At 72.6% G+C, this 17,543-nt stretch carries 14 protein-coding genes; 9 read left to right on the top strand and 5 right to left on the bottom strand.

The features are described 5' to 3' along the window. The first annotated feature begins 72 nt into the window (after window positions 1–72). From tssK to VF092_26495, 7 genes are all read left to right on the top strand, one after another. Entirely contained in the window at window positions 73–1,428 is a 1,356-nt protein-coding gene (gene tssK / locus VF092_26525; GenBank protein HEX6750871.1) for a type VI secretion system baseplate subunit TssK, read from the top strand. Between the two features lie 278 nt (window positions 1,429–1,706). Further along, window positions 1,707–2,453, top strand: coding sequence for a DotU family type IV/VI secretion system protein (locus VF092_26520; GenBank protein HEX6750870.1), 747 nt, complete (start codon window positions 1,707–1,709; stop codon window positions 2,451–2,453). A gap of 125 nt (window positions 2,454–2,578) precedes the next feature. Then, on the top strand, window positions 2,579–6,043 hold the full coding sequence (locus VF092_26515) for an ImcF-related family protein (GenBank protein HEX6750869.1): 3,465 nt from the start codon (window positions 2,579–2,581) through the stop codon (window positions 6,041–6,043). Next, entirely contained in the window at window positions 6,040–6,567 is a 528-nt protein-coding gene (locus VF092_26510) for a hypothetical protein (GenBank protein HEX6750868.1), read from the top strand. Before VF092_26515 ends, VF092_26510 begins: the two co-directional genes overlap by 4 nt. Before the next feature lie 24 nt (window positions 6,568–6,591). Continuing rightward, window positions 6,592–8,232: a serine/threonine-protein kinase gene (locus tag VF092_26505; GenBank protein ID HEX6750867.1), complete on the top strand. Its 1,641-nt coding sequence runs from the start codon at window positions 6,592–6,594 to the stop codon at window positions 8,230–8,232. Beyond that, the gene (locus VF092_26500; protein ID HEX6750866.1) at window positions 8,229–9,137 is read left to right on the top strand and encodes a protein phosphatase 2C domain-containing protein; all 909 of its coding nucleotides are present in this window, start codon (window positions 8,229–8,231) and stop codon (window positions 9,135–9,137) included. Before VF092_26505 ends, VF092_26500 begins: the two co-directional genes overlap by 4 nt. A gap of 308 nt (window positions 9,138–9,445) precedes the next feature. After that, on the top strand, window positions 9,446–10,729 hold the full coding sequence (locus VF092_26495) for an FHA domain-containing protein (protein ID HEX6750865.1): 1,284 nt from the start codon (window positions 9,446–9,448) through the stop codon (window positions 10,727–10,729). A gap of 520 nt (window positions 10,730–11,249) precedes the next feature. Here the strand turns inward: VF092_26495 and VF092_26490 are convergent. Beyond that, on the bottom strand, window positions 11,250–11,978 hold the full coding sequence (locus tag VF092_26490; GenBank protein ID HEX6750864.1) for a CsgG/HfaB family protein: 729 nt from the start codon (window positions 11,976–11,978) through the stop codon (window positions 11,250–11,252). Between the two features lie 226 nt (window positions 11,979–12,204). On the opposite strand from VF092_26490, the gene VF092_26485 reads away from it, so the two are divergent. Further along, window positions 12,205–12,468, top strand: coding sequence for a hypothetical protein (locus tag VF092_26485; GenBank protein HEX6750863.1), 264 nt, complete (start codon window positions 12,205–12,207; stop codon window positions 12,466–12,468). A 146-nt stretch (window positions 12,469–12,614) separates the two neighbouring features. Here the strand turns inward: VF092_26485 and VF092_26480 are convergent, their stop codons facing one another. The 3 genes from VF092_26480 to VF092_26470 all read right to left on the bottom strand — a co-directional run bounded on the left by VF092_26480 (window position 12,615) and on the right by VF092_26470 (window position 14,714). Next, window positions 12,615–12,926, bottom strand: a complete 312-nt coding sequence (locus tag VF092_26480; protein ID HEX6750862.1) for a hypothetical protein — start codon at window positions 12,924–12,926, stop codon at window positions 12,615–12,617. 98 nt (window positions 12,927–13,024) lie between these two features. Then, window positions 13,025–14,098 carry a hypothetical protein gene (locus VF092_26475; protein ID HEX6750861.1) on the bottom strand — a complete coding sequence of 358 codons (1,074 nt, stop codon included), beginning with the start codon at window positions 14,096–14,098 and terminating at the stop codon, window positions 13,025–13,027. A gap of 172 nt (window positions 14,099–14,270) precedes the next feature. Continuing rightward, complete coding sequence (locus VF092_26470) at window positions 14,271–14,714, bottom strand: DoxX family protein (GenBank protein ID HEX6750860.1); 444 nt, start codon at window positions 14,712–14,714, stop codon at window positions 14,271–14,273. 321 nt (window positions 14,715–15,035) lie between these two features. Here VF092_26470 and VF092_26465 point away from each other — a divergent pair, with 321 nt between their 5' ends. Next, window positions 15,036–16,688 carry a L,D-transpeptidase family protein gene (locus tag VF092_26465; protein HEX6750859.1) on the top strand — a complete coding sequence of 551 codons (1,653 nt, stop codon included), beginning with the start codon at window positions 15,036–15,038 and terminating at the stop codon, window positions 16,686–16,688. Between the two features lie 63 nt (window positions 16,689–16,751). Here VF092_26465 and VF092_26460 read toward each other — a convergent pair whose 3' ends face one another. After that, window positions 16,752–17,531, bottom strand: a complete 780-nt coding sequence (locus VF092_26460) for a hypothetical protein (GenBank protein HEX6750858.1) — start codon at window positions 17,529–17,531, stop codon at window positions 16,752–16,754. Window positions 17,532–17,543: the final 12 nt, after the last annotated feature.

The following is a 17,543-nucleotide window of genomic DNA, read 5'->3' as shown; positions in this document are numbered from 1 at the left end:
GGGCGCCAAGGACACGACCGAAGCCAGGCACTCCAGGAGGATGGGGATGGACGCACGTCAGGGGAGCGCGCGATGACGATTCCCGCGCGGGTGGTGTGGAGCGAGGGGATGCACCTGTCGCAGCACCACTTCCAGGCGCAGAGCCGCTGGTTCGAGGGGCTGGCCGCGTTCACCCTGCGGCAGCTGTTCTTCGCGCCGTACGGCGTGGCGGGGGTGGAGATGGACGGCGAGGCGCTGCTGAACGGCACCGTGGTCCTCCGCCACGCCCGCGGCATCATGCCCGACGGGCTCCCCTTCCGCTTTCCCGACGACCCACCGCCCGACCCGCTCGACATCCGCGAGCTCTTCTCGCCGGTGCAGGAGAGCCACCGCGTCCTCCTCACCCTCCCGCGCGAGCTCCCCGGCCGCGCGCTGGTGGCCGATGCGAGCGCGAACGGCGCCCGTGCCGGCGCGCGCTGGCTGGCCGAGACGCGCCCCGTGGCCGACGAGACCGCCGGCGGCGACGAGCAGCCGGTGACCGTCGGCCGCAAGAACTTCCGCCTGGAGCTGGAGACCGGCGACGCCGCGCCGGACGGCGGCGAGCGCGTCGCGCTGCCGATCGCCCGCGTGCGGCGCGACGGGGCGGGGCACTTCGTCTACGACGCCGGCTACGTTCCGCCCTGCCTGCAGATCGGCGCCAGCGAGCGGCTGCTGGAGCTGGCCGCGCGGCTGACGGAGATGCTGGACGCCAAGGCCGGCGCCCTGCGCGCGGGCTCGGCCGGCGTCGCCGCCGCGGGGCCCGACGAGGCCGCGGGGCTGTGGCTGGCGCACGCGCTGCACTCCAGCCGCGCGCCGCTCGAGCACCTGCGCCAGGCCCGCGGCGCACATCCCGAGCAGCTGTTCGCCGAGCTGTCGCGGCTGGCGGGCGCGCTCTGCACCTTCTCGCTCACCTCCGATCCGCGCACGCTGCCGCTGTACGACCACGACGCGCTGGACGCCAGCTTCGGCGCGCTGGAGCGCCACATCCTGGACCACCTGGAGATCGTGATCCCCACGCGCGGGGTGCGGGTGCCGCTGGAGCGCACGGCCGAGTGGTACCACGCGGGAAAGGTGGCCGACCGCCGCTGCTTCGAGCGCGCGCACTGGTACCTGGGCGTGCGCTCGCCGGCCAGCGCGGCGGTGGTGATCGGCGAGGTGCCCAAGCGGGTGAAGGTGTGCTCGGCCAAGCACATCGAGCGGCTGGTGCGCGAGGCCTTCCCCGGGCTGCCGCTGGAGCACGAGGGCGCGCCGCCGGGCGCCATCAGCCCGCGGCCGGGGACGCACTACTTCCGCATCCGCCCGCAGGGCCCCTGCTGGGCGTCGATCGCCGAATCCGGCGAGATCGGCGTCTACGCCCCCGCCGCCATCCCCGACGCCGAGTTGGAGCTGGCCATCGTCACCGAGGCGTAGGGCTCATCGCCGTGCGTATCAGAAAAATCCACCGACAGGAATCACACGGAGGGAACGGAGGAATGGGAGAACTGCCCTCCGTCCTCCGTTTCCTCCGTTCCCTCCGTGTGAAAACCTGCTTTTGATCGATCTCGAAATGCACGGCCGATCGCGCCAGGCGCGGCAAATGGGCAGAACTGCCCATGACCGGCATCTCCCGGCCCGGTAGACTGGCGCGAAGAGCACTCGCGGCCCTTTCGCCGTACGCCGTCCGTTCATTCTCCCGCCTGATCCTGCCGATGGTCACCACGCTCGAGCCCCCGATCCAGGCCGCACCGACCGCCGCCCCGTCCGGCGCCCGCGCCCGCCGCGGCGAGCTGGCCATGGCGCTGCAGGAGGTGTTCACCGCGGCCGTGCGGCTGCGCGCCCACCGCAGCCGCGTGGCCGACGCCGGCGCCTTCCGCGCGCAGATCAAGCACCTGCTGGCCGCCGCCGACCGCGAGGGCGCGCGCGCCGGCTACGACCGCTCGTCGCTGGAGATGGCGACCTTCGCCAGCATTGCGCTGATCGACGAGTCGGTGCTGAACTCGGGCGAGCCGGCGCTGGCGGGATGGGCCAGCCAGTCGCTGCAGGAAGAGGTGTTCGGCGACCACATGGCCGGCGAGACCTTCTTCACCCGGCTGGACGAGCTGTTGGGGCGGCAGGACTCGGAGGAGACGGCCGACGTGCTGGAGGTGTTCATCCTCTGCCTGCTGCTGGGCTTCCGCGGGCGCTACGCCGTGGCCGACCGCGGCAGCCTGGACGCGCGGCTGCGCGCCGCGCGCGAGAAGGTGGCGCGCGTCCGCGGCCCGCGCGGCGCGCTGTCGCCCGCGTGGACGCTGCCGGTGGACGAGGCCGTCCCCGCCGCGCGCGACCCGTGGGTGCGCCGCCTCTGGCTGGCCGCGCTGGCCCTGGCGGTGCTGGCGGTGGTGCTCTACGTCGCCGCCACCCTGAACCTGTCGTCGTGGGTGCGCGAGATCGCGCGGCTGGCCGGCGGGCCGGGGTGAGACTGCGCTTCTCAGCACTTAGGACTTAGGACTCAGGACTTAGGACTTAGGACGTCGGGACGGACATTCGATGGGCGACTGAATCGCAGGACCCGATCAAGATTCCTTCAACCCGCAGCGCAGCGATGAAGCAGAAGAAGGCCTGGCTGGCCGCGCTCACGGTGCTCCTCGTCTTCGCCGCCGCCGTGTGGTCGGCCGGCTGGCTGAAGGTGGCGGGGCGCGACCTGTGGATCGTGCGCGGCGGGCTGGCGGTGCTGGGGATCGCGGCCGCCGTCCTCATCTTCCTCTACGTGGCCGCGCGCAGCCGCCGCATGCCCGCCGCGCCGGACGCGCCCGACGAGATCGCCGAGGCCATGGCCGCGGCAGAGGCGCGCCTGGCGTCGTCGGCGCTGGCGGGCTCGTCGCGCATCGCCTCGCTTCCCGTGGTGCTGGTGATGGGGCCCGCGGGGAGCGCCAAGACCTCGACCGTCGTCCACTCCGGCACCGAGCCCGAGCTGCTGGCAGGCGAGGTGGAGCGCGGCGGCGCGGTGGTGCCCACGCAGGGGATCAACGTCTGGTACGCGCGCGACACCCTCTTCCTGGAGCCGGGCGCGGGGGTGGTGGACGACGACGGGCGCTGGGCCCGGCTGGTGCGCCACCTCCAGCCCAGCCGTCTGGCCGCCGCGCTGGCGCGGGGCGCGCAGGCGCCGCGCGCGGCCGTGGTCTGCTTCGCCTGCGACGAGCTGCTGCGCCCCGGCGCCGCCGACGCCGTTCCCGCGGCCGCGCGCCGCATCCGCGCGCGGCTGGCCGGCCTGGCGCAGGAGCTGGGCGTGCGCCTCCCGGTCTACGTGCTCTTCACCCGCGCCGACCGCATCCCCTACTTCGCCGACTACGTGCGGGGGATGACCCGGGACGAGGCGCGCGAGGTGCTGGGCGCCACCTTCCCCCTGGCCGACGCGCCCGCCGCCGGGCTGTACGCCGAGTTCGCCGCGCGCCGCGCGGGCGAGGCGCTGCGGGCGATGCAGCGCTCGCTGGCGCTGGCGCAGCTCGACCTCCTCCCCCGCGAGGCGCGAGAGGAGGCGCGCGGCGGCGCGTACGAGTTCCCGCGCGAGCTGCGCAAGGTCTCCGAGCTGGCCACGCACTTCCTGGTGGAGGTGTGCCGCCCCAGCCCGCTGCACGTGAGCCCGTTCCTGCGCGGCTTCTACTTCTCCGGCGTGCGCACCGTCCTCGCGTCCGCGGGCGACGAGGCGGACGCGGCGGGCCCCGCTCCCGGCCCGGGGCAGGTGGCGCTGGGCGCCTCCGGCGTGTTCGGCCAGCGCAGCCTGCTGGCGCCCCAGCCGGCGCCCGTGGCGCGCGGCTCCCTGCGCGAGGTGGCCGAGTGGGCGTTCGGCCCGCGCGTGTTCGGCGACGTGATCCTGCGCGACCGCGCGGCCATGGCGGCCACGGCGGGGGGGACGCGGGTGAACGCGCTGCGGCGGACGCTCGCCGTGTCGGTGGCTGCCGCGGCGCTGGTGGCGGCGGTGGGCTTCACCGTCTCGTGGAGCAAGAACCGCGGGCTCCTGGCCCGGTCGGTGGAGGCGGCGCGCGAGGCGCAGGCCGCGCCGGTGGACCCCGCCGCGCTGGCCTCGCTCAATGCGCTGCGCCGGCTGGACGCGCTCCGCGGCGACGCGGCGACGATCGGGCGCTACACGCGCGAGGGGGCCCCGCTGTGGCTGACCTGGGGATTGTTCGCCGGCGACGACGCCTTCCCGCACCTGCGGCGGGTGTACTTCGCCACCTTCGACCGGCAGCTGTGGACGCGCACCCGCTCCGCCCTGGTCGCCGCGCTCGACAATCTCCCCGCCGAGCCGAACGAGGCGTCGGAGTACACGCGCACCTACGACGACCTGAAGGCGTACCTCATCACCACCAGCCACCCGCAGCACGGCACGGCCGAGTTCATGGACACCGTGCTGGCGCGCCACTGGGCCCCCGCGTCGGCGGTCGACGCCGCGCGCCTGGAGGTGGCCCGGCGCCAGTTCGCCTTCTTCGGCGCCGAGCTGCCGCGGGGGAATCCCTTCCAGCCCACGCTCGACGACCGCCGCGTGGCCGCCAGCCGCGAGTTCCTGGGGAAGTTCGCGCGCTCCGACGCCATCTACCGCATCCTCCTGTCCGAGGCCGCCGCGCATTCGCAGAACGTGAGCTTCGGGCGCGAGTTCCCGCTGGCCGGGCGCGTGGTGGCCGACCTGTACGAGGTGCCGGGGCCCTTCACCCGCGACGGGTGGGCCTACGTGCGCGGGCATGTGGGGGACGTGGAGCGGCTGCTGAAGCGCGAGGACTGGGTGCTGGGTCCGCAGACGGTGTCCCCCGGCGACCGCGCCCGGCTCGAGCGCGAGCTGCAGGCGCGCTACCTGGAAGACTACGTGGGCCACTGGCGCTCGTTCCTCGGCAACGGCCGCGTCCTTCCCTTCGCCGGCCTGGAGGACGCGGTGGCGCGGCTGGAGCCGCTGTCGGGGAACAACTCGCCGATCCTGCAGCTGCTCTCCCTGGTCTCGAAGCACACGGCGGTGGATTCGGCGCAGGTGGGCGTCCACTTCCAGCCCGTGCACGCCGCCGTGCCGCCCACCCTCACCGACCGCGTGGCGGGAGATGCCACCGCCGGGTACCTGCTGGCGCTGGGGAACCTGCGCTCGGCGCTGCAGCAGGCCGTCACCGCGCCGCTGGCGCAGAAGGGCCAGGCGCTGAACGACGCGGGAACGGCCGCCGGCGCGGCCGAGGCCGAGGCGCGCAAGCTGGCGCAGGAGTTCCGCACCGACGCCGTGGCGGGGAGCTCGGCCACGGCGGTGCAGGCGCTGCTGCGCGCGCCCATCCAGTACGCGCAGGGGGTGATCGACAAGGCGAAGGGCGAGGTGCCGACCCTCGGCGCCGACGGCCGCCCCCCGCCCGACCCCAACGCGGCCGCCGCGCATTTCTGCCGCGGCTTCGCCGCGCTGGCGGACCTGTATCCCTTCTCGCCCTCCGCCGGGCGCGAGGCGGAGCTCGACGACGTGGCCGCGGTGTTCCAGCCGGGGAACAGCGCGCTGGTCGAGCTGCTGGGCAACGTCTCCGGCGTGGTGGTGAGGCAGGGGCGGCGGTGGGAGCCGAAGATGGGCGCGGACCCGCCGCCGACGGCGGCCTTCCGCCGCTTCCTGGGCGCGGCCACCGACTTCTCCGGCGCGCTGTACGACCCCTCCGGCGCCGGGCCCGAGGTCGTCTTCCGCGTGCGCCCGCAGACCTCGCCCGAGATCCCCGAGGTGGGGGTGACCTTCGAGGGGCGCACCCGCCGCTTCACCCGCACCTTCGCCGCGTCGGAGCCGTTCGAGTGGCACGGCGGCGCGGGCGACGCGCAGGTCACCGCCCTGGTGGGCGGGGCCGAGGTGGTCGTGGCCCAGGCGGCGGGGGGGTGGGCCCCCTTCCGCCTGTTCGCCCAGGGGCAGTGGCAGGCCGCGGGCGACGGGCACTGGCTGGTGCGCTGGCGCGTTCCCGGCGCGCAGCAGCCGCTGGTGCTCGACGTCACCTTCGCCCGCGGCGTTCCCGTCTTCGATCCGTCGTTCCTCCGCGGCCTTTCCTGCGTCTCGAGGATGGTCTCATGAGCCGGCCTTCTTCCATCCCCATCCCCCGACCGCTGTTCATCCCCCTCTTCCTCTTCGCCGCCGCGATCTCCGCCGCGTGCGGGAAGGGGAAGCCGGCGCTGAAGCCGGTGCCCCAGGCGGCGGTGGTGTACGACGACGACGCGGGCGGCGTGCGCGACTCGCTGCGGCTGGTGGTGCGCGACGCCGCGGCGCTGGGCTCGCTCTGGCGCAACGCCACCCGCGGGCAGAGCGCGCCGCTTCCGCCGCCGCAGGTGGACTTCCGCAGGGAGATGGTGCTGGCGGTGGCCGCCGGGCGGATGAGCGCCAACGACCGCATCCGCGTGGACAGCGTGGGGGTGCGCAAGGAGCCCGGCGCCGACGGGAAGATGCGCGAGGTGCTCTCCGTCCTCGTGCTGACCACGCAGGGGTGCCGCACCTTCGCCACCCCGGTCTTTCCCGTGCAGCTGGTGCGCGTGCCGCGCTACGAGGGGCAGGTGCGCTTCGTGGAGCGCCGCGAGCAGGGCGAGGGGTGTGGCCGTGAGTGACCGCGCCGCGCGCGGGGGGCGGCGGTGACCGCGCCCGTGCCGCCCGCCGCCGGCGAGGCGGCGGCGACGTCGCGGGTCGGCACCGTGCTGGCCGGGCGCTACCGCATCGTCCAGAAGCTGGGCGAGGGGGCGATGGGCGCCGTCTATCTCGGCGAGCACCTGCACATCGGCCGGCGCGACGCCATCAAGGTGCTGCGCCCGCAGCTGGAGTCAGACGCCGAGGCCGCGGCGCGCTTCGAGCGCGGCGTGCGCAACGTCTCGCGCATCCTCCATCCCAACGTATGCACCGTCTACGACTTCGGCGACACGGGCGACGGGACGCGCTTTTTGGCGATGGAGTACGTGCCGGGGTGCACGCTGGCCGAGCTGCTGGAGCGCGAGGGGCGCCTGGGGCTGGGGCGCGCGGTGGAGATCGCGCGGCAGGTGGCGGCGGCGCTGCAGGCCGCCCACGACGCGGGGATCGTGCACCGCGACCTGAAGCCGGGGAACGTGATGATCTCGCCCGGCCCGCGCGGCGAGGACCGGGTGAAGGTGGTGGACTTCGACATCGCCAAGGGCTCGGCCGAGGGCGTGGCGGGCGACCTGACCCGGCACGAGTTCGTGATCGGCACCCCCGAGTACATGAGCCCCGAGCAGCTGCTGAACGCGCCGCTGGACGGGCGCAGCGACGTGTACGCGCTGGCACTGGTCATCTACCGGATGCTGGCCGGGGGGCAGCCCTGGCGCGCCACGACGACCACCTCGCTGCTGGAGCTGCGGCTGACGGTGGACCCCATGCCGCTGGACGCCGTCTATCCCGGCGTCTCCGTGCCCCCCGCGCTGCAGGCGGTGCTCGACCGCGCGCTCCGGCGCCGCGCCGAGGAGCGCTTCGCCAGCGCGGACGAGTTCGCGGACACCCTCGTCGCCGCGGCGTCCGCGCCCGCCGCCGCCGGGCCGCTGACGGGGATCAGCCGCATCTGCGCGGGCGATCCCGTCTCCGTCGCCCCCACCGTGGTCACCCCCGCCCCCGCGCGGCGGGGGGAGACGACGCCCGGCACGCGGCTCCGCGTTCTCGCGCGGTGGACGTCGTTCGCGATCGGCGGCGTGGCGGCGGTGGGGATGCTGGCCTGGGGCGCGCCCCGCGTGCTCGGCTCGCGCGCCGGGGCAGGCGGGCCCATCGCGTCCGCGGATTCGCCGGTTGCGCCCGCGGCTGCGCCCGTGGCCGCGGCACCTCCGCCGTCCTCGCCCGCGACGGTGGATGCGCCGCAGGGAGAGGTCGTCACCACGGCCGGCCCGTCCACGCCCGCGCCGGCGCCTTCCGCTTCAGCGCCGATCCCCGTCGCGGTCGCGCCCGCGCCTCCTCCCCCGCCTCCTCCGCCTCCTCCGCCTCCTCCGCCGCCGGTGGACCCGGACGTGGCTGCGCGCGCGCTGGTCGACCGGCTGGGGGACGAGGTGGGATCGGCGGGGCCGGGAGAGCTGGAGCGGATCCGCGGCCAGGCGGTGGGCGTGTACCGCCGCGGCGCGTCGCGGAGATTGCGCGCGGACGCGGCGTACGTGGCGGCGATAGCGTCCAGCCGGCTGGGCGACGCGGAAAGCTGCGTGCAGTGGGCCCGGAGCTCCCTCGCGCTGGTCGCGAGGGAGTCCGCGTCGCTCCTGCTGGACGAGTGCAGCCGGGGCGCGCCGTGATCCCCTACGCCGTCGGCCGCGCCGTCCACGCCGAGGCGTACGGGCACACGCATCCCGGCCAGCGGCGGCGGGAGAACCAGGACTCGTTCCTGATCGCCGACCTGGGCGCGCCGGTGGACGAGGGCCCCTGGCGCGTGGGGACGGACGGGGACGAGCCGGCGCGCCGCTTCACGCTGGGCGAGCACGGGCTGCTGGCGGTGGTGGCCGACGGGATGGGCGGCGCGGCCGCGGGCGCGCTGGCCAGCCGCCTGGCCGTGGCCTCGATCTACGCGGCGCTCTCCAACCGGTGGACCGCCTCGCGCGACGGCAGCCCCGCGCGCTTCGCGGCGCTGCTGCGCGAGGCGCTGGAAGACGCGAACGGCGCCATCCATCGCCACGCGCGGCGCGACCCCGCCTGCGACGGGATGGGGACGACCGCCACCGCCGCCGGGGTGCTGGACGGGTGCGCGTTCCTGGCGCAGGTGGGCGACTCGCGCGCGTACTTGGTGCGCGGCGGGCGCGCGGCGCAGCTCACGCGCGACCAGTCGCTGGTGCAGCAGCTGATGGACAGGGGCGCGCTCACGGCCGAAGAGGCGGAGCGGAGCGGCCAGGCCAGCGTGCTGCTGCAGGCGCTGGGGCCCCGGCCCGACGTCACCGTCGACCTCACCTGGCAGCAGCTGCGCCGCGGCGACGTGCTGGTGCTCTGCTCCGACGGGCTGTTCCGCGCGGTGGCGCCGGACGAGATCGCCGCGGCCGCCGCGCGCTGGCACGACACGGCCGACCTCTGCCGCGTGCTGGTCGACGCCGCCAACGACCGCGGCGGCCCCGACAACGTCACCGTGCTCGCCATCCGCGTCGACGGCGCGGGCCTCGACGTCCCGCAGCCCGGCGACACCGTCGGCTGGGCCCCGTATCACCCGGGGTGAAACGTTGCGAATCGTGTGAGGCACCCCAGCGGTGTCATCCTGAGGGCGCGGAGCACCGCAACCGCGTACTCGCCGAGCTCCGCGCGCCCGAAGGATCTTGCATGGCGGGCTGGAGATTCGCTCGAAGAAACAGACTTTGTCCGCGCGGCGAGTAGATCCTTCGGTCGGCGCCAGAATTCGGCTCGCACCATGGTACGGCGCGGCGCCTCCCTCAGGATGACACCGGGAGGGGTTTCGGACTCCTGATGCCTTTATCCGGATCCGGGACGATTCCTGGTCTTCGATTCCCTCCTGCGACGAAACCCTCCTTGGCCGCCGAGCTGCACGTGCTGACCGGCGAGCGCGCGGGCGTGGTGCTGCGGCTCACCGGCGCGGATTGCACCGTGGGCCGCCACCCCGACGCTGCGCTGCGCTTCGCCGGGCCGTCGGACGCCGCGGTGTCGGCGCACCACGCCCGCGTCGAGCGCGACGGCGGCGGGTGGAGGCTGCGCGACCTGGCCAGCACCAACGGCACCTGGCTCAACGGCCGCCGCGTCTCCTCGCCCGCGCGGCTTCGCGACGGCGACCGCATCACCCTGGGCCCCGCGGGGCCGGTGCTGGAGTTCCGCATGGCCGGCGCGCGCCGCCCCGCCGCCGCGCGGCCGCCGCGGGAGGGTGGACGCCGCCGCATGGGCGTGCCCGCCGCCTTCGCCGCGGGGGCCATCTTCGCGACGCTGGCGGGCGCGGCGGCGATCCGTCTCGCGCCGCAGCGCGGAGCCGCGCCATCCCCGCCGCCAGCGCCCGCGCTCGCCGGATCGCCGCCGGCGGGAGCGCCGTCCCTCACCGATCTCCCATCTTCGTCCGATCCCCCCGCCGCACGATCCGCATCCCCGCGCGGACGGACGCCGCGGACGCATCGCCCGCCGGACGCTGCGCCATCGGCCGCATCACCCGCGTCTCCATCTTCATCCCCCCTCATGGCGACGGCGGCGGAGAGCACGGCCGCGGTGCCGCGCGTGGTGGACGTGGGGCGGGGCAACCGGCTGGCGGTGGCGCGGATCTTCGTGGAGGACGAGGACGGCGTGGTGGTGACGGGGACGGCGTTCGCGGTGCGCGGCGACGCCCTGCTGGTTACCAGCCGCCACGTGGTGACGGGCGGGAACGGACGGGGGACGCCGCGGCAGATCGCGGTGCAGTTCGCGGCGTCGTCGCAGAGGTGGCCGGCGCGCCTGGCCGCCGCGTCGGACGAGGCGGACCTGGCGCTGGTGCGGGTGGAGGGGATCGAGGGCGCGGTGCCCACCGTGCGCGGCCTGAACCTGCGCCCCGACACCCTACCCGCCGGCGCGCCCCTGATGGTGGCCGGCTTTCCCGGCGCGGGCGACCCGGTGCGGGGCCAGGCGGCGCGCCTGGTGCTGACGCCCGCCACGCTGGCCGCGGTTCGGGGAGGACGCGTGGAGGTGTTCGCGCGCTCGGCCGCCGGCGCCAGCGGCAGCCCCGTGTTCGACGCCGACGGGCAGGTGATCGCGGTGCTCTACGGCGGCGCCCCGCGGGCCGAACGGCCGCTCCTCCTCGGCATCTCCGCTGACGCGGTGGCGCGCCTGCTGGGCCGGTGAGGGGGGCGGATCGGGTCGGTTCCCCCTGGACCCAGTCCCGCGCTGACGTCATCCTGAGGCCGGCCAGACCGTAATCAGCGTCCGAGCAAGCGGTTGCAGGCCGAAGGATCTATCATCGCGGCAGCACGAGATTCGGCGGGACGCACCAATCCTTCACCCCGCGCCTGGTACCATACCGGCTGCCACCCATTGATCGTGCATTCTGATCGGATGTCATTCCGAGTCATACACCGCGCTGCGCGCGACCACGGAGGATGAAAATTATAATCGCCTGCACCGCAACGGCTTCGGCGATTTATTTTCTATTCAGTGGCGCCGCTGCTCCGAACCTTCAACCGCGCTGATGCCGGGCGGCGCCCGAGGAATCTGTGGCATGCGTCCGAGCGAAAGGCCGCCTTTCGCTCGGACGCATGCCACAGATTCCTCAGGCGCCACGAATACGGCATGGAGCACAGGACGGCGCAGCGCCTTCGGAATGACACTCCTTCTTCTGATGCACAGTTGATCCGGAGATCCTGGATCACCGCGCGGCGCTCTCCAACTGCTGCAGCCTGACGCCCGCCGGCGTGTAGTCCGGGAAGCGCCGCACGATCTCGCGATAGAGCTCCATCGCCTCGCGGTTGCGGCCGCTCTCCGCCAGCCGCAGCGCCTGCGAGTACTTCAGCGCGGCCTCGTTGGGCACGTAGAGCCGCGCCCGCGCGGTGGCGACGTCGCGCGGCAGCGGCGGGAGGCGCACGTCGCGCGTGATCATCCCCGCCAGGTCCACCAGCAGATGGAAGAGGTCGCGCCGGCGGCCGTACACCTGCTGCGCCTTCACCAGCTCGCTCGTCTCCGTGTCCACCACGTGACCGTCCAGCCGGAACTGGCCGTCCAGGTTCATGAACGAGCCCTTGATCACGTAGCGCGCGCCTACCAGCCTCCCCACCCGCGCGGCCGTGGCCGCATCCACGCGGCCGGCGGTGGCCAGGTTCTGCTCCTCCAGGATCTGCCGCAGCACGGCGCGGTCCACGATGCGCAGCGCCGAGTTCTGCTCCAGCTCGGTCATCAGCATCTGCTGCACCCCCACCTCCAGCGCCGACAGGTCCTCCTGCGTCCTCCCGCCGAGTGAGCCGCCGTTGAAGAACGGCAGCACCGCCACCCCCGGCCGCGTGTCGGTGGTGTCGAGTACGGGATGATGGGAGATGGGGATGCGGGACGGCGGCGCCGGCACCGAAGCGGCCAGCGTGAGCGCGATGAAGGTGTGCAGCATGAGGAGGCCTGTCGCGATCGAAGGGGCGGGATCCAGCGCGCCGCGGGAGATGGGCGCGCGCGGGCAGCCGCGCGAGTGCGCGGCCCTCCACGATGCCCCGTCGGGGAGGCGGACGCATGGGCACTTCTGCCCATTGGCGCGTCACCCGGCGGTGGGCGCGAACGGAGCTTGCGGTGGTGCGGGGCGGAGAGGGTGGAGAGGGAGCCGCAGCCCGGAGGCAACCGCGATGATCGATCCCAGTGCGCTATCGCCCGAGCAGCGGCGGCTGGCCGCCGACGCCCTCTGCGCCCAGGTGCGCGACTGGCTGCTGGATCCGGCCACGGCGTTCGAGGTGTCGGTGGAGCGGGGGATGGACGTGCGCGCGAACGTGTCCACCGGCGTCGACGAGCTGCGGCCCAACGGCACGGCCACGCTGGTGCTGCGGATCAACGGCGGCGCGCATCACACCTCCGGCCCCGCCGTGGTCCACGTCCCCGGCGTGGTGGGATAAGTACGTAAGAGAATTCGGCTCACGCAGAGTCAGCAGGGTCAGCAGAGAAACTGAAGCGGTTCTCTGCTGACCCTGCTGACTCTGCGTGACCCTGTCTGTTTTTCGATCTGGAGCGCCAGGTGACGGTGCGGCCATATGCCTCCGATTTACGGCGATGGCGGGTTTCTTCGGAAAGCCGCTGTAAACGCCTCTGGATTCTCTCTCACCCGCAGCACAGCGTCTCGCAGTTCAGGACGATACGCGATTACCCGCTGTGCCACGTCGTCGCTGAGCGCAGCGAGCAGGAGGAGGTTCAGGTCTGCGATCCAGATCCCGATCGCTTCGCGGTCAGGCTCATACAGGATGCGGGTGCGAACCTCGGCCTCATCCGCGGTCATCATGAACTGTAGCGAACGCTTGAACTCCTCTCGCGTAAACGGGAGGCTGAATCGATTCCCGGAAGGCAGCGTATCCGCCACGGTGGCCGTGTCCTCTTTCGGGTCAGTGGGCGAGATCCGCAGCGCTGGCCTGGGAGTCGTGTCCAGCGCCACGACGCATGCGAAGCAAGCCGCGAGTGTCAGCATACTCGCACTCCGTCGATGACAATGACCCAACCTTCCGTGCAGTTACCGGTATCCAGATACGATCTCACAACCGCATACGCTGCCGGGTCACCAGATCGGAGCGCGTCGAGGCTGTGGTAGACCTCTCCACCGTATTCCGAGCCGCCCTCGTGCGAGGCGAAGGTCGCATCGCTGCCGAGCTCCTCATAATCGCCGTTGAACCTGTACACGACAATGAAACCAGCTTCGATGAGGAAAAACCCGGACTGGGCATACTCAAAATAACAGTTCGCATCGACGGTGCCGGACCAGATCCGCGCCCGGCCATCCGTTGAGAGCCATGGCCCGTTCGGCAACGAGTAGCGGCCTTTGACTACGCCAGCGATGCTGGAAGGAATCCTGCCCATGTACTGACTTTCGCCTTCGGTTTCGAAATAGTGATTTTTCCAGTTGAAATGCATACCGTCGATCGTGCTCTTACAGTGGAATCCTGTCCCATCCCAACCGGCACTGCTATAAGACGGATTCCATGGCAGGCCTGTATCGACCGTGTCCGTGACAATGCCATCAATATCCAGTTCGCCTGTAATGATGCCGGTGCTCCCACTTGGATCTTCCGGGTTGGTCTCACAGCCAGGCAGAGTGGGGTCATCGCAGGTCGATCCCACGGAACTGGTCGTGTTCGTCTCCTCAGCGACCGTTTCGAACTCGATCGATCTTGTGCCCCTCTTGATCTTCACCCGGTACAACTTCGCCCGGCCGTTTTTCTTCACCTCGATGTATGTATAGGCTGTCCGTCCTGCATCCGAGTGCGTAAAGCTCGGGCGCCTCATGACTTGCGATTGTGGTGTAACCGGGTTCGGCGTCGTGTCCGAGCAGGCGGCGAGAGCCGCCGAGAGGGTGGCGAGGAGGATGATCTTCCGTGAGATGCGCATTGTGACGGCCTCGCGCGCGGTTGTATAGATCTTCTCTAAAGGGGCGATTAATATACGCACGAACGCCTCCTGCTGCAATTCGGAATTCAATTTTTTCTTGGATTCATCTGCCAGATCGCCCACGTATTCAGACGAACGCTTGTGTTCTCCCACGCCTCCGGCTGGGCGCGTCAACATCGCGCGACCATCGGGGCGTGCGGCAGTTGGGCGACAGAATTCCGAGCGCAAAGGCCAAGGCAAGCAGGGTCAGCAGAGAACTGACGCTGGTCTCTCTGCTGACCCTGCTGACTTTGCGTGAGCCTGTCTGTTTTGCAGATCCGGGAGATCAGGCGGCCGGCTGGAGGGCCAGGCGGCGGCGCGGCGAGGTGCGCAGCGGCACCCGGCGCGTGCGGCCGTACGCCACCGAGGCGGCCAGGACGCCGGTGACGAACGGGACGGTCGCGCCCGCCGCGCCCAGCCCGCCGATCAGCGTGGTGGACACCGCGCCGATCATGATGATCACCAGCCCCGCGGCGGCCAGCGGCGTCAGGCCGGTGCGGATGCGCAGCAGGCCGGGAAGGATCAGCCCGAGCCCGCCTGCGAACTCGCACACGCCGATGAAGCGGAGGAACTCCAGCGGGAACTGGATCCCCGGGCCCTTCAGCATCTCGGGGGGCGCCACCAGCTTCATCCCGCCGGCGAACAGGAAGAGCGCCGCCAGCAGCACCTGCACCGTCCACAGGATCGCGTTTATCTTCCGCTCGCGCCGGGTCAGCGTCATCGTCGACATCGTCGTCTCTCCGTTCCCTGGGTTCTCGGCCGGCGGTCCGGTCGTCGTGACCGGTGCCCGTCTCCCCGACTTCTACAGGGGCGACGAACGAGTTTCGGACGGATCGACATCCCCCGACGTACCATTTTGTCCAATGGGGCGAGAGGCGGATCGGCGCGGCTTTTTCCCATCTCCCCCTTTGTCGTACATTTCCTTGCCGACAGCGGCTGCAGCGATCCCCCCACAGCCATGCGGCGACCCCGTGAGCATCCTTCCAGAGGGCTGATCGGGAGAGGACCCGCTGCCCATCCCGCCCCGCCGCCCCATCCACCCACCGAGACGATGAGCCACACCGTAGCCGGTACACGCAGCGCCGCCGACGCGCGATGCGCGCGCCGCATCGCCGCCGCCCTGCTCGTGATCGCCGCGATGGTGGGCGGGGGCGGGGAGGCGCGCGCGCAGGGAGACACGGCGGGCGTGCTGATCCGCGCGCGCGTCGAGCGGCAGGGGACGCTCTCCGCGGGCGGCGAGGAGCTGCATTCGCCCGCCGCCGTCCGGCAGTTCTACGCGTCGGCGGCGTACCGCCCGGCGTGGAGCGCGCCGACCGCGGCGCTCCCCGTGGCGGGGGCGATGGCGGCGTTCGTGGACGGGATCACCTCCGACGGGCTGGAGCCGGACGACTACCATGCCCGCCCGCTCCGCCGCCTCCTCGACGAGCGGCGGCGGCGGCTGTCGCCGGAGGACCGCGCCGAGCTGGACCTGCTGCTCACGGACGCGTTCCTCTCCATCGGGCACGACCTGGTGGCCGGGCGCGTGCCGCCGCGCGCCGTCCACCCCGCATGGACCACGCCCGGGCGCGACGCCGACCTGCCGGCGGCTCTCGCGCAGGCGCTGCGCAGCGGGCGCATCGCCGGCGCGCTGGTGGCGCAACGGCCGCAGACGGCGCAGTACGGGCGGCTGCGGCAGGCGCTGGCGCGGTATCGCCAGGTGGTGCAGCAGGGGGGATGGCCATCGCTCTCCACCCGCACGCTGCACCCGGGCGACGAGGGCGACGAGATCGGCGTGCTGCGCGCGCGGCTGGCGGCCGAAGCGGCGGTCCCCGGCGACGCGGGCGTGGTGACCTACGACAGCGCGATGGTGGAGGTGGTGAAGGGTTTCCAGCGCCGCTTCGGCTACAGCGACGACGGCGTGGTGGGGCCCGCGACGCGCGCGGCGCTGAACGTCGCCGCCGAGAAGCGCGTCGAGCAGCTGCGCGCGTCGCTGGAGCGCGAGCGCTGGCTCCCCGCCGCGCTGGGCGACCGCTTCGTGGCGGTCTTCATCCCCGCGTTCGAGCTGCGCGCGATCGAGGACGGGGAGGTGGCGCTGGAGAGCCGGGTGATCGCGGGGAAGGACGACTGGCGCACGCCCATCTTCGGCGCGGCGATGACCACCGTCGTCTTCAACCCCTACTGGAACATCCCCCCGAGCATCCTGGCCAGAGAGGTGCTGCCGCGGCAGCGGCGCGACCCGTCGTACTTCGCGCGCGAGGGGATCGAGGCGGTGCGCGACGGCGCGGGCGTGCGCTACCGGCAGGTGCCGGGCGCGCGCAACCCGCTGGGCGAGGTGAAGTTCCTCTTCCCCAACCCCTACAACGTGTACCTGCACGACACGTCGTCGCCGTCGCTCTTCCAGCGCGACGAGCGCGCGTTCAGCCACGGGTGCGTGCGGGTGGAGAAGCCGCTCGAGCTGGCGATGTGGGCGCTGGCGCGGAACGGGTGGTCGCGCGATTCGGTGGAGGCGGTGGCCGGGCGGGAGAAGGAGCGCGGCGTGGCGCTGGCCGCGCCGATCCCCGTCTACATCTTCTACCGCACCGCGTGGGTGGACGATGCGGGCGCGGTGCAGTTCCGGCGCGATCTCTACGAGTCGGACGAGCAGCTCCTCCACGCGCTGGTCAGCCGCACCCCGTCCGCCGCCCGCGCCGCCCGCGAGAAGCCGGCCGAGGAGGACGGGCCGTAGGAGCCTGCGCGCTGGCACCCTCGACGAGACGGCCGTTCGCACTCGCGCGGACGGCCGTGGTCTTTACTGGACGACGAGGGGCCGCCGCAGAAACGAGAAGCGCGCGCGAGCCCGCCTCCGGGTGTTGAACATCAAGTCCTGGAGTAGGCGCGATGCATCGACTTCTTCCAGCAACAGGGTTCTGAACTGCTCGAACTCCTCCGCGCTGGGCTCAAGTCCCGTCCACGACAGCATGAAGTCGAAATGCGTGCCGTGGCGGAAGAGCCTGCCGGGGAGGGGGTGGTGAGCACGCCGGCCGAGGAAGATCCCGTAACGGAGGTACGGATGCACGTGCTTGTGGGTGGCCGCCTTCTGGCTGTAGGTGATGGCGTCGTGCGTGGTGACGGAGCCCAGCTTGGCCTCGACGACCACGCGCGGAATCCATGCGCCGGAGAGCCGCTCCACGATCAGGAGATCGGTCTCGTAGCGCATGTCGGTCTGGTGGTGCGGCTCCGCCCCGTAGTAGCTCACGATCTGGCGCGTGTACGGCAGCCGATACCCCTCACGGACCTCCAGCGCGGGATCGGCCTCGCCGAGTGCCGCCTGAAGTTGCGGCACGAGTCCGCGTACCCACGTGCGCTCACCCGTGAGGGCCGTCGCCGCTTTCTGGCGGGTGGTGGCCGGCAATGGCGTGGCGGCTTGCGCGGCGGCCTGGTCTCCCGGCCGGTAGACGCGCACGTCCTCCTCGCCTTCGCGCACGATCCAGCCGAGCCGGCGAAGCGCTCCGCGGAGCTGGTGCGACGTGCCATCAGGAGGGAAATCAGGGGGGAGCTCGGCGCGATGCGCGTGCAGCCAACGCTTCATCGGGTGAAGCTC

It is taken from the genome of Longimicrobium sp., assembly GCA_036377595.1.
GTDB lineage: Bacteria > Gemmatimonadota > Gemmatimonadetes > Longimicrobiales > Longimicrobiaceae > Longimicrobium.
The sequence above is the reverse complement of the archived record's forward strand: the minus strand, read 5'-3'. Positions and strand labels throughout refer to the sequence as shown.

Excerpts from the sequence above, each read along its gene's own strand:
- tssK (HEX6750871.1), top strand. The coding sequence starts at position 73 with ATGACGATTCCCGCGCGGGTGGTGTGGAGCGAGGGGATGCACCTGTCG.
- VF092_26520 (HEX6750870.1), top strand. The coding sequence starts at position 1,707 with ATGGTCACCACGCTCGAGCCCCCGATCCAGGCCGCACCGACCGCCGCC.
- VF092_26515 (HEX6750869.1), top strand. The coding sequence starts at position 2,579 with ATGAAGCAGAAGAAGGCCTGGCTGGCCGCGCTCACGGTGCTCCTCGTC.
- VF092_26510 (HEX6750868.1), top strand. The coding sequence starts at position 6,040 with ATGAGCCGGCCTTCTTCCATCCCCATCCCCCGACCGCTGTTCATCCCC.
- VF092_26490 (HEX6750864.1), bottom strand. The coding sequence starts at position 11,978 with ATGCTGCACACCTTCATCGCGCTCACGCTGGCCGCTTCGGTGCCGGCG.
- VF092_26485 (HEX6750863.1), top strand. The coding sequence starts at position 12,205 with ATGATCGATCCCAGTGCGCTATCGCCCGAGCAGCGGCGGCTGGCCGCC.
- VF092_26470 (HEX6750860.1), bottom strand. The coding sequence starts at position 14,714 with ATGTCGACGATGACGCTGACCCGGCGCGAGCGGAAGATAAACGCGATC.
- VF092_26465 (HEX6750859.1), top strand. The coding sequence starts at position 15,036 with ATGAGCCACACCGTAGCCGGTACACGCAGCGCCGCCGACGCGCGATGC.
- VF092_26460 (HEX6750858.1), bottom strand. The coding sequence starts at position 17,531 with ATGAAGCGTTGGCTGCACGCGCATCGCGCCGAGCTCCCCCCTGATTTC.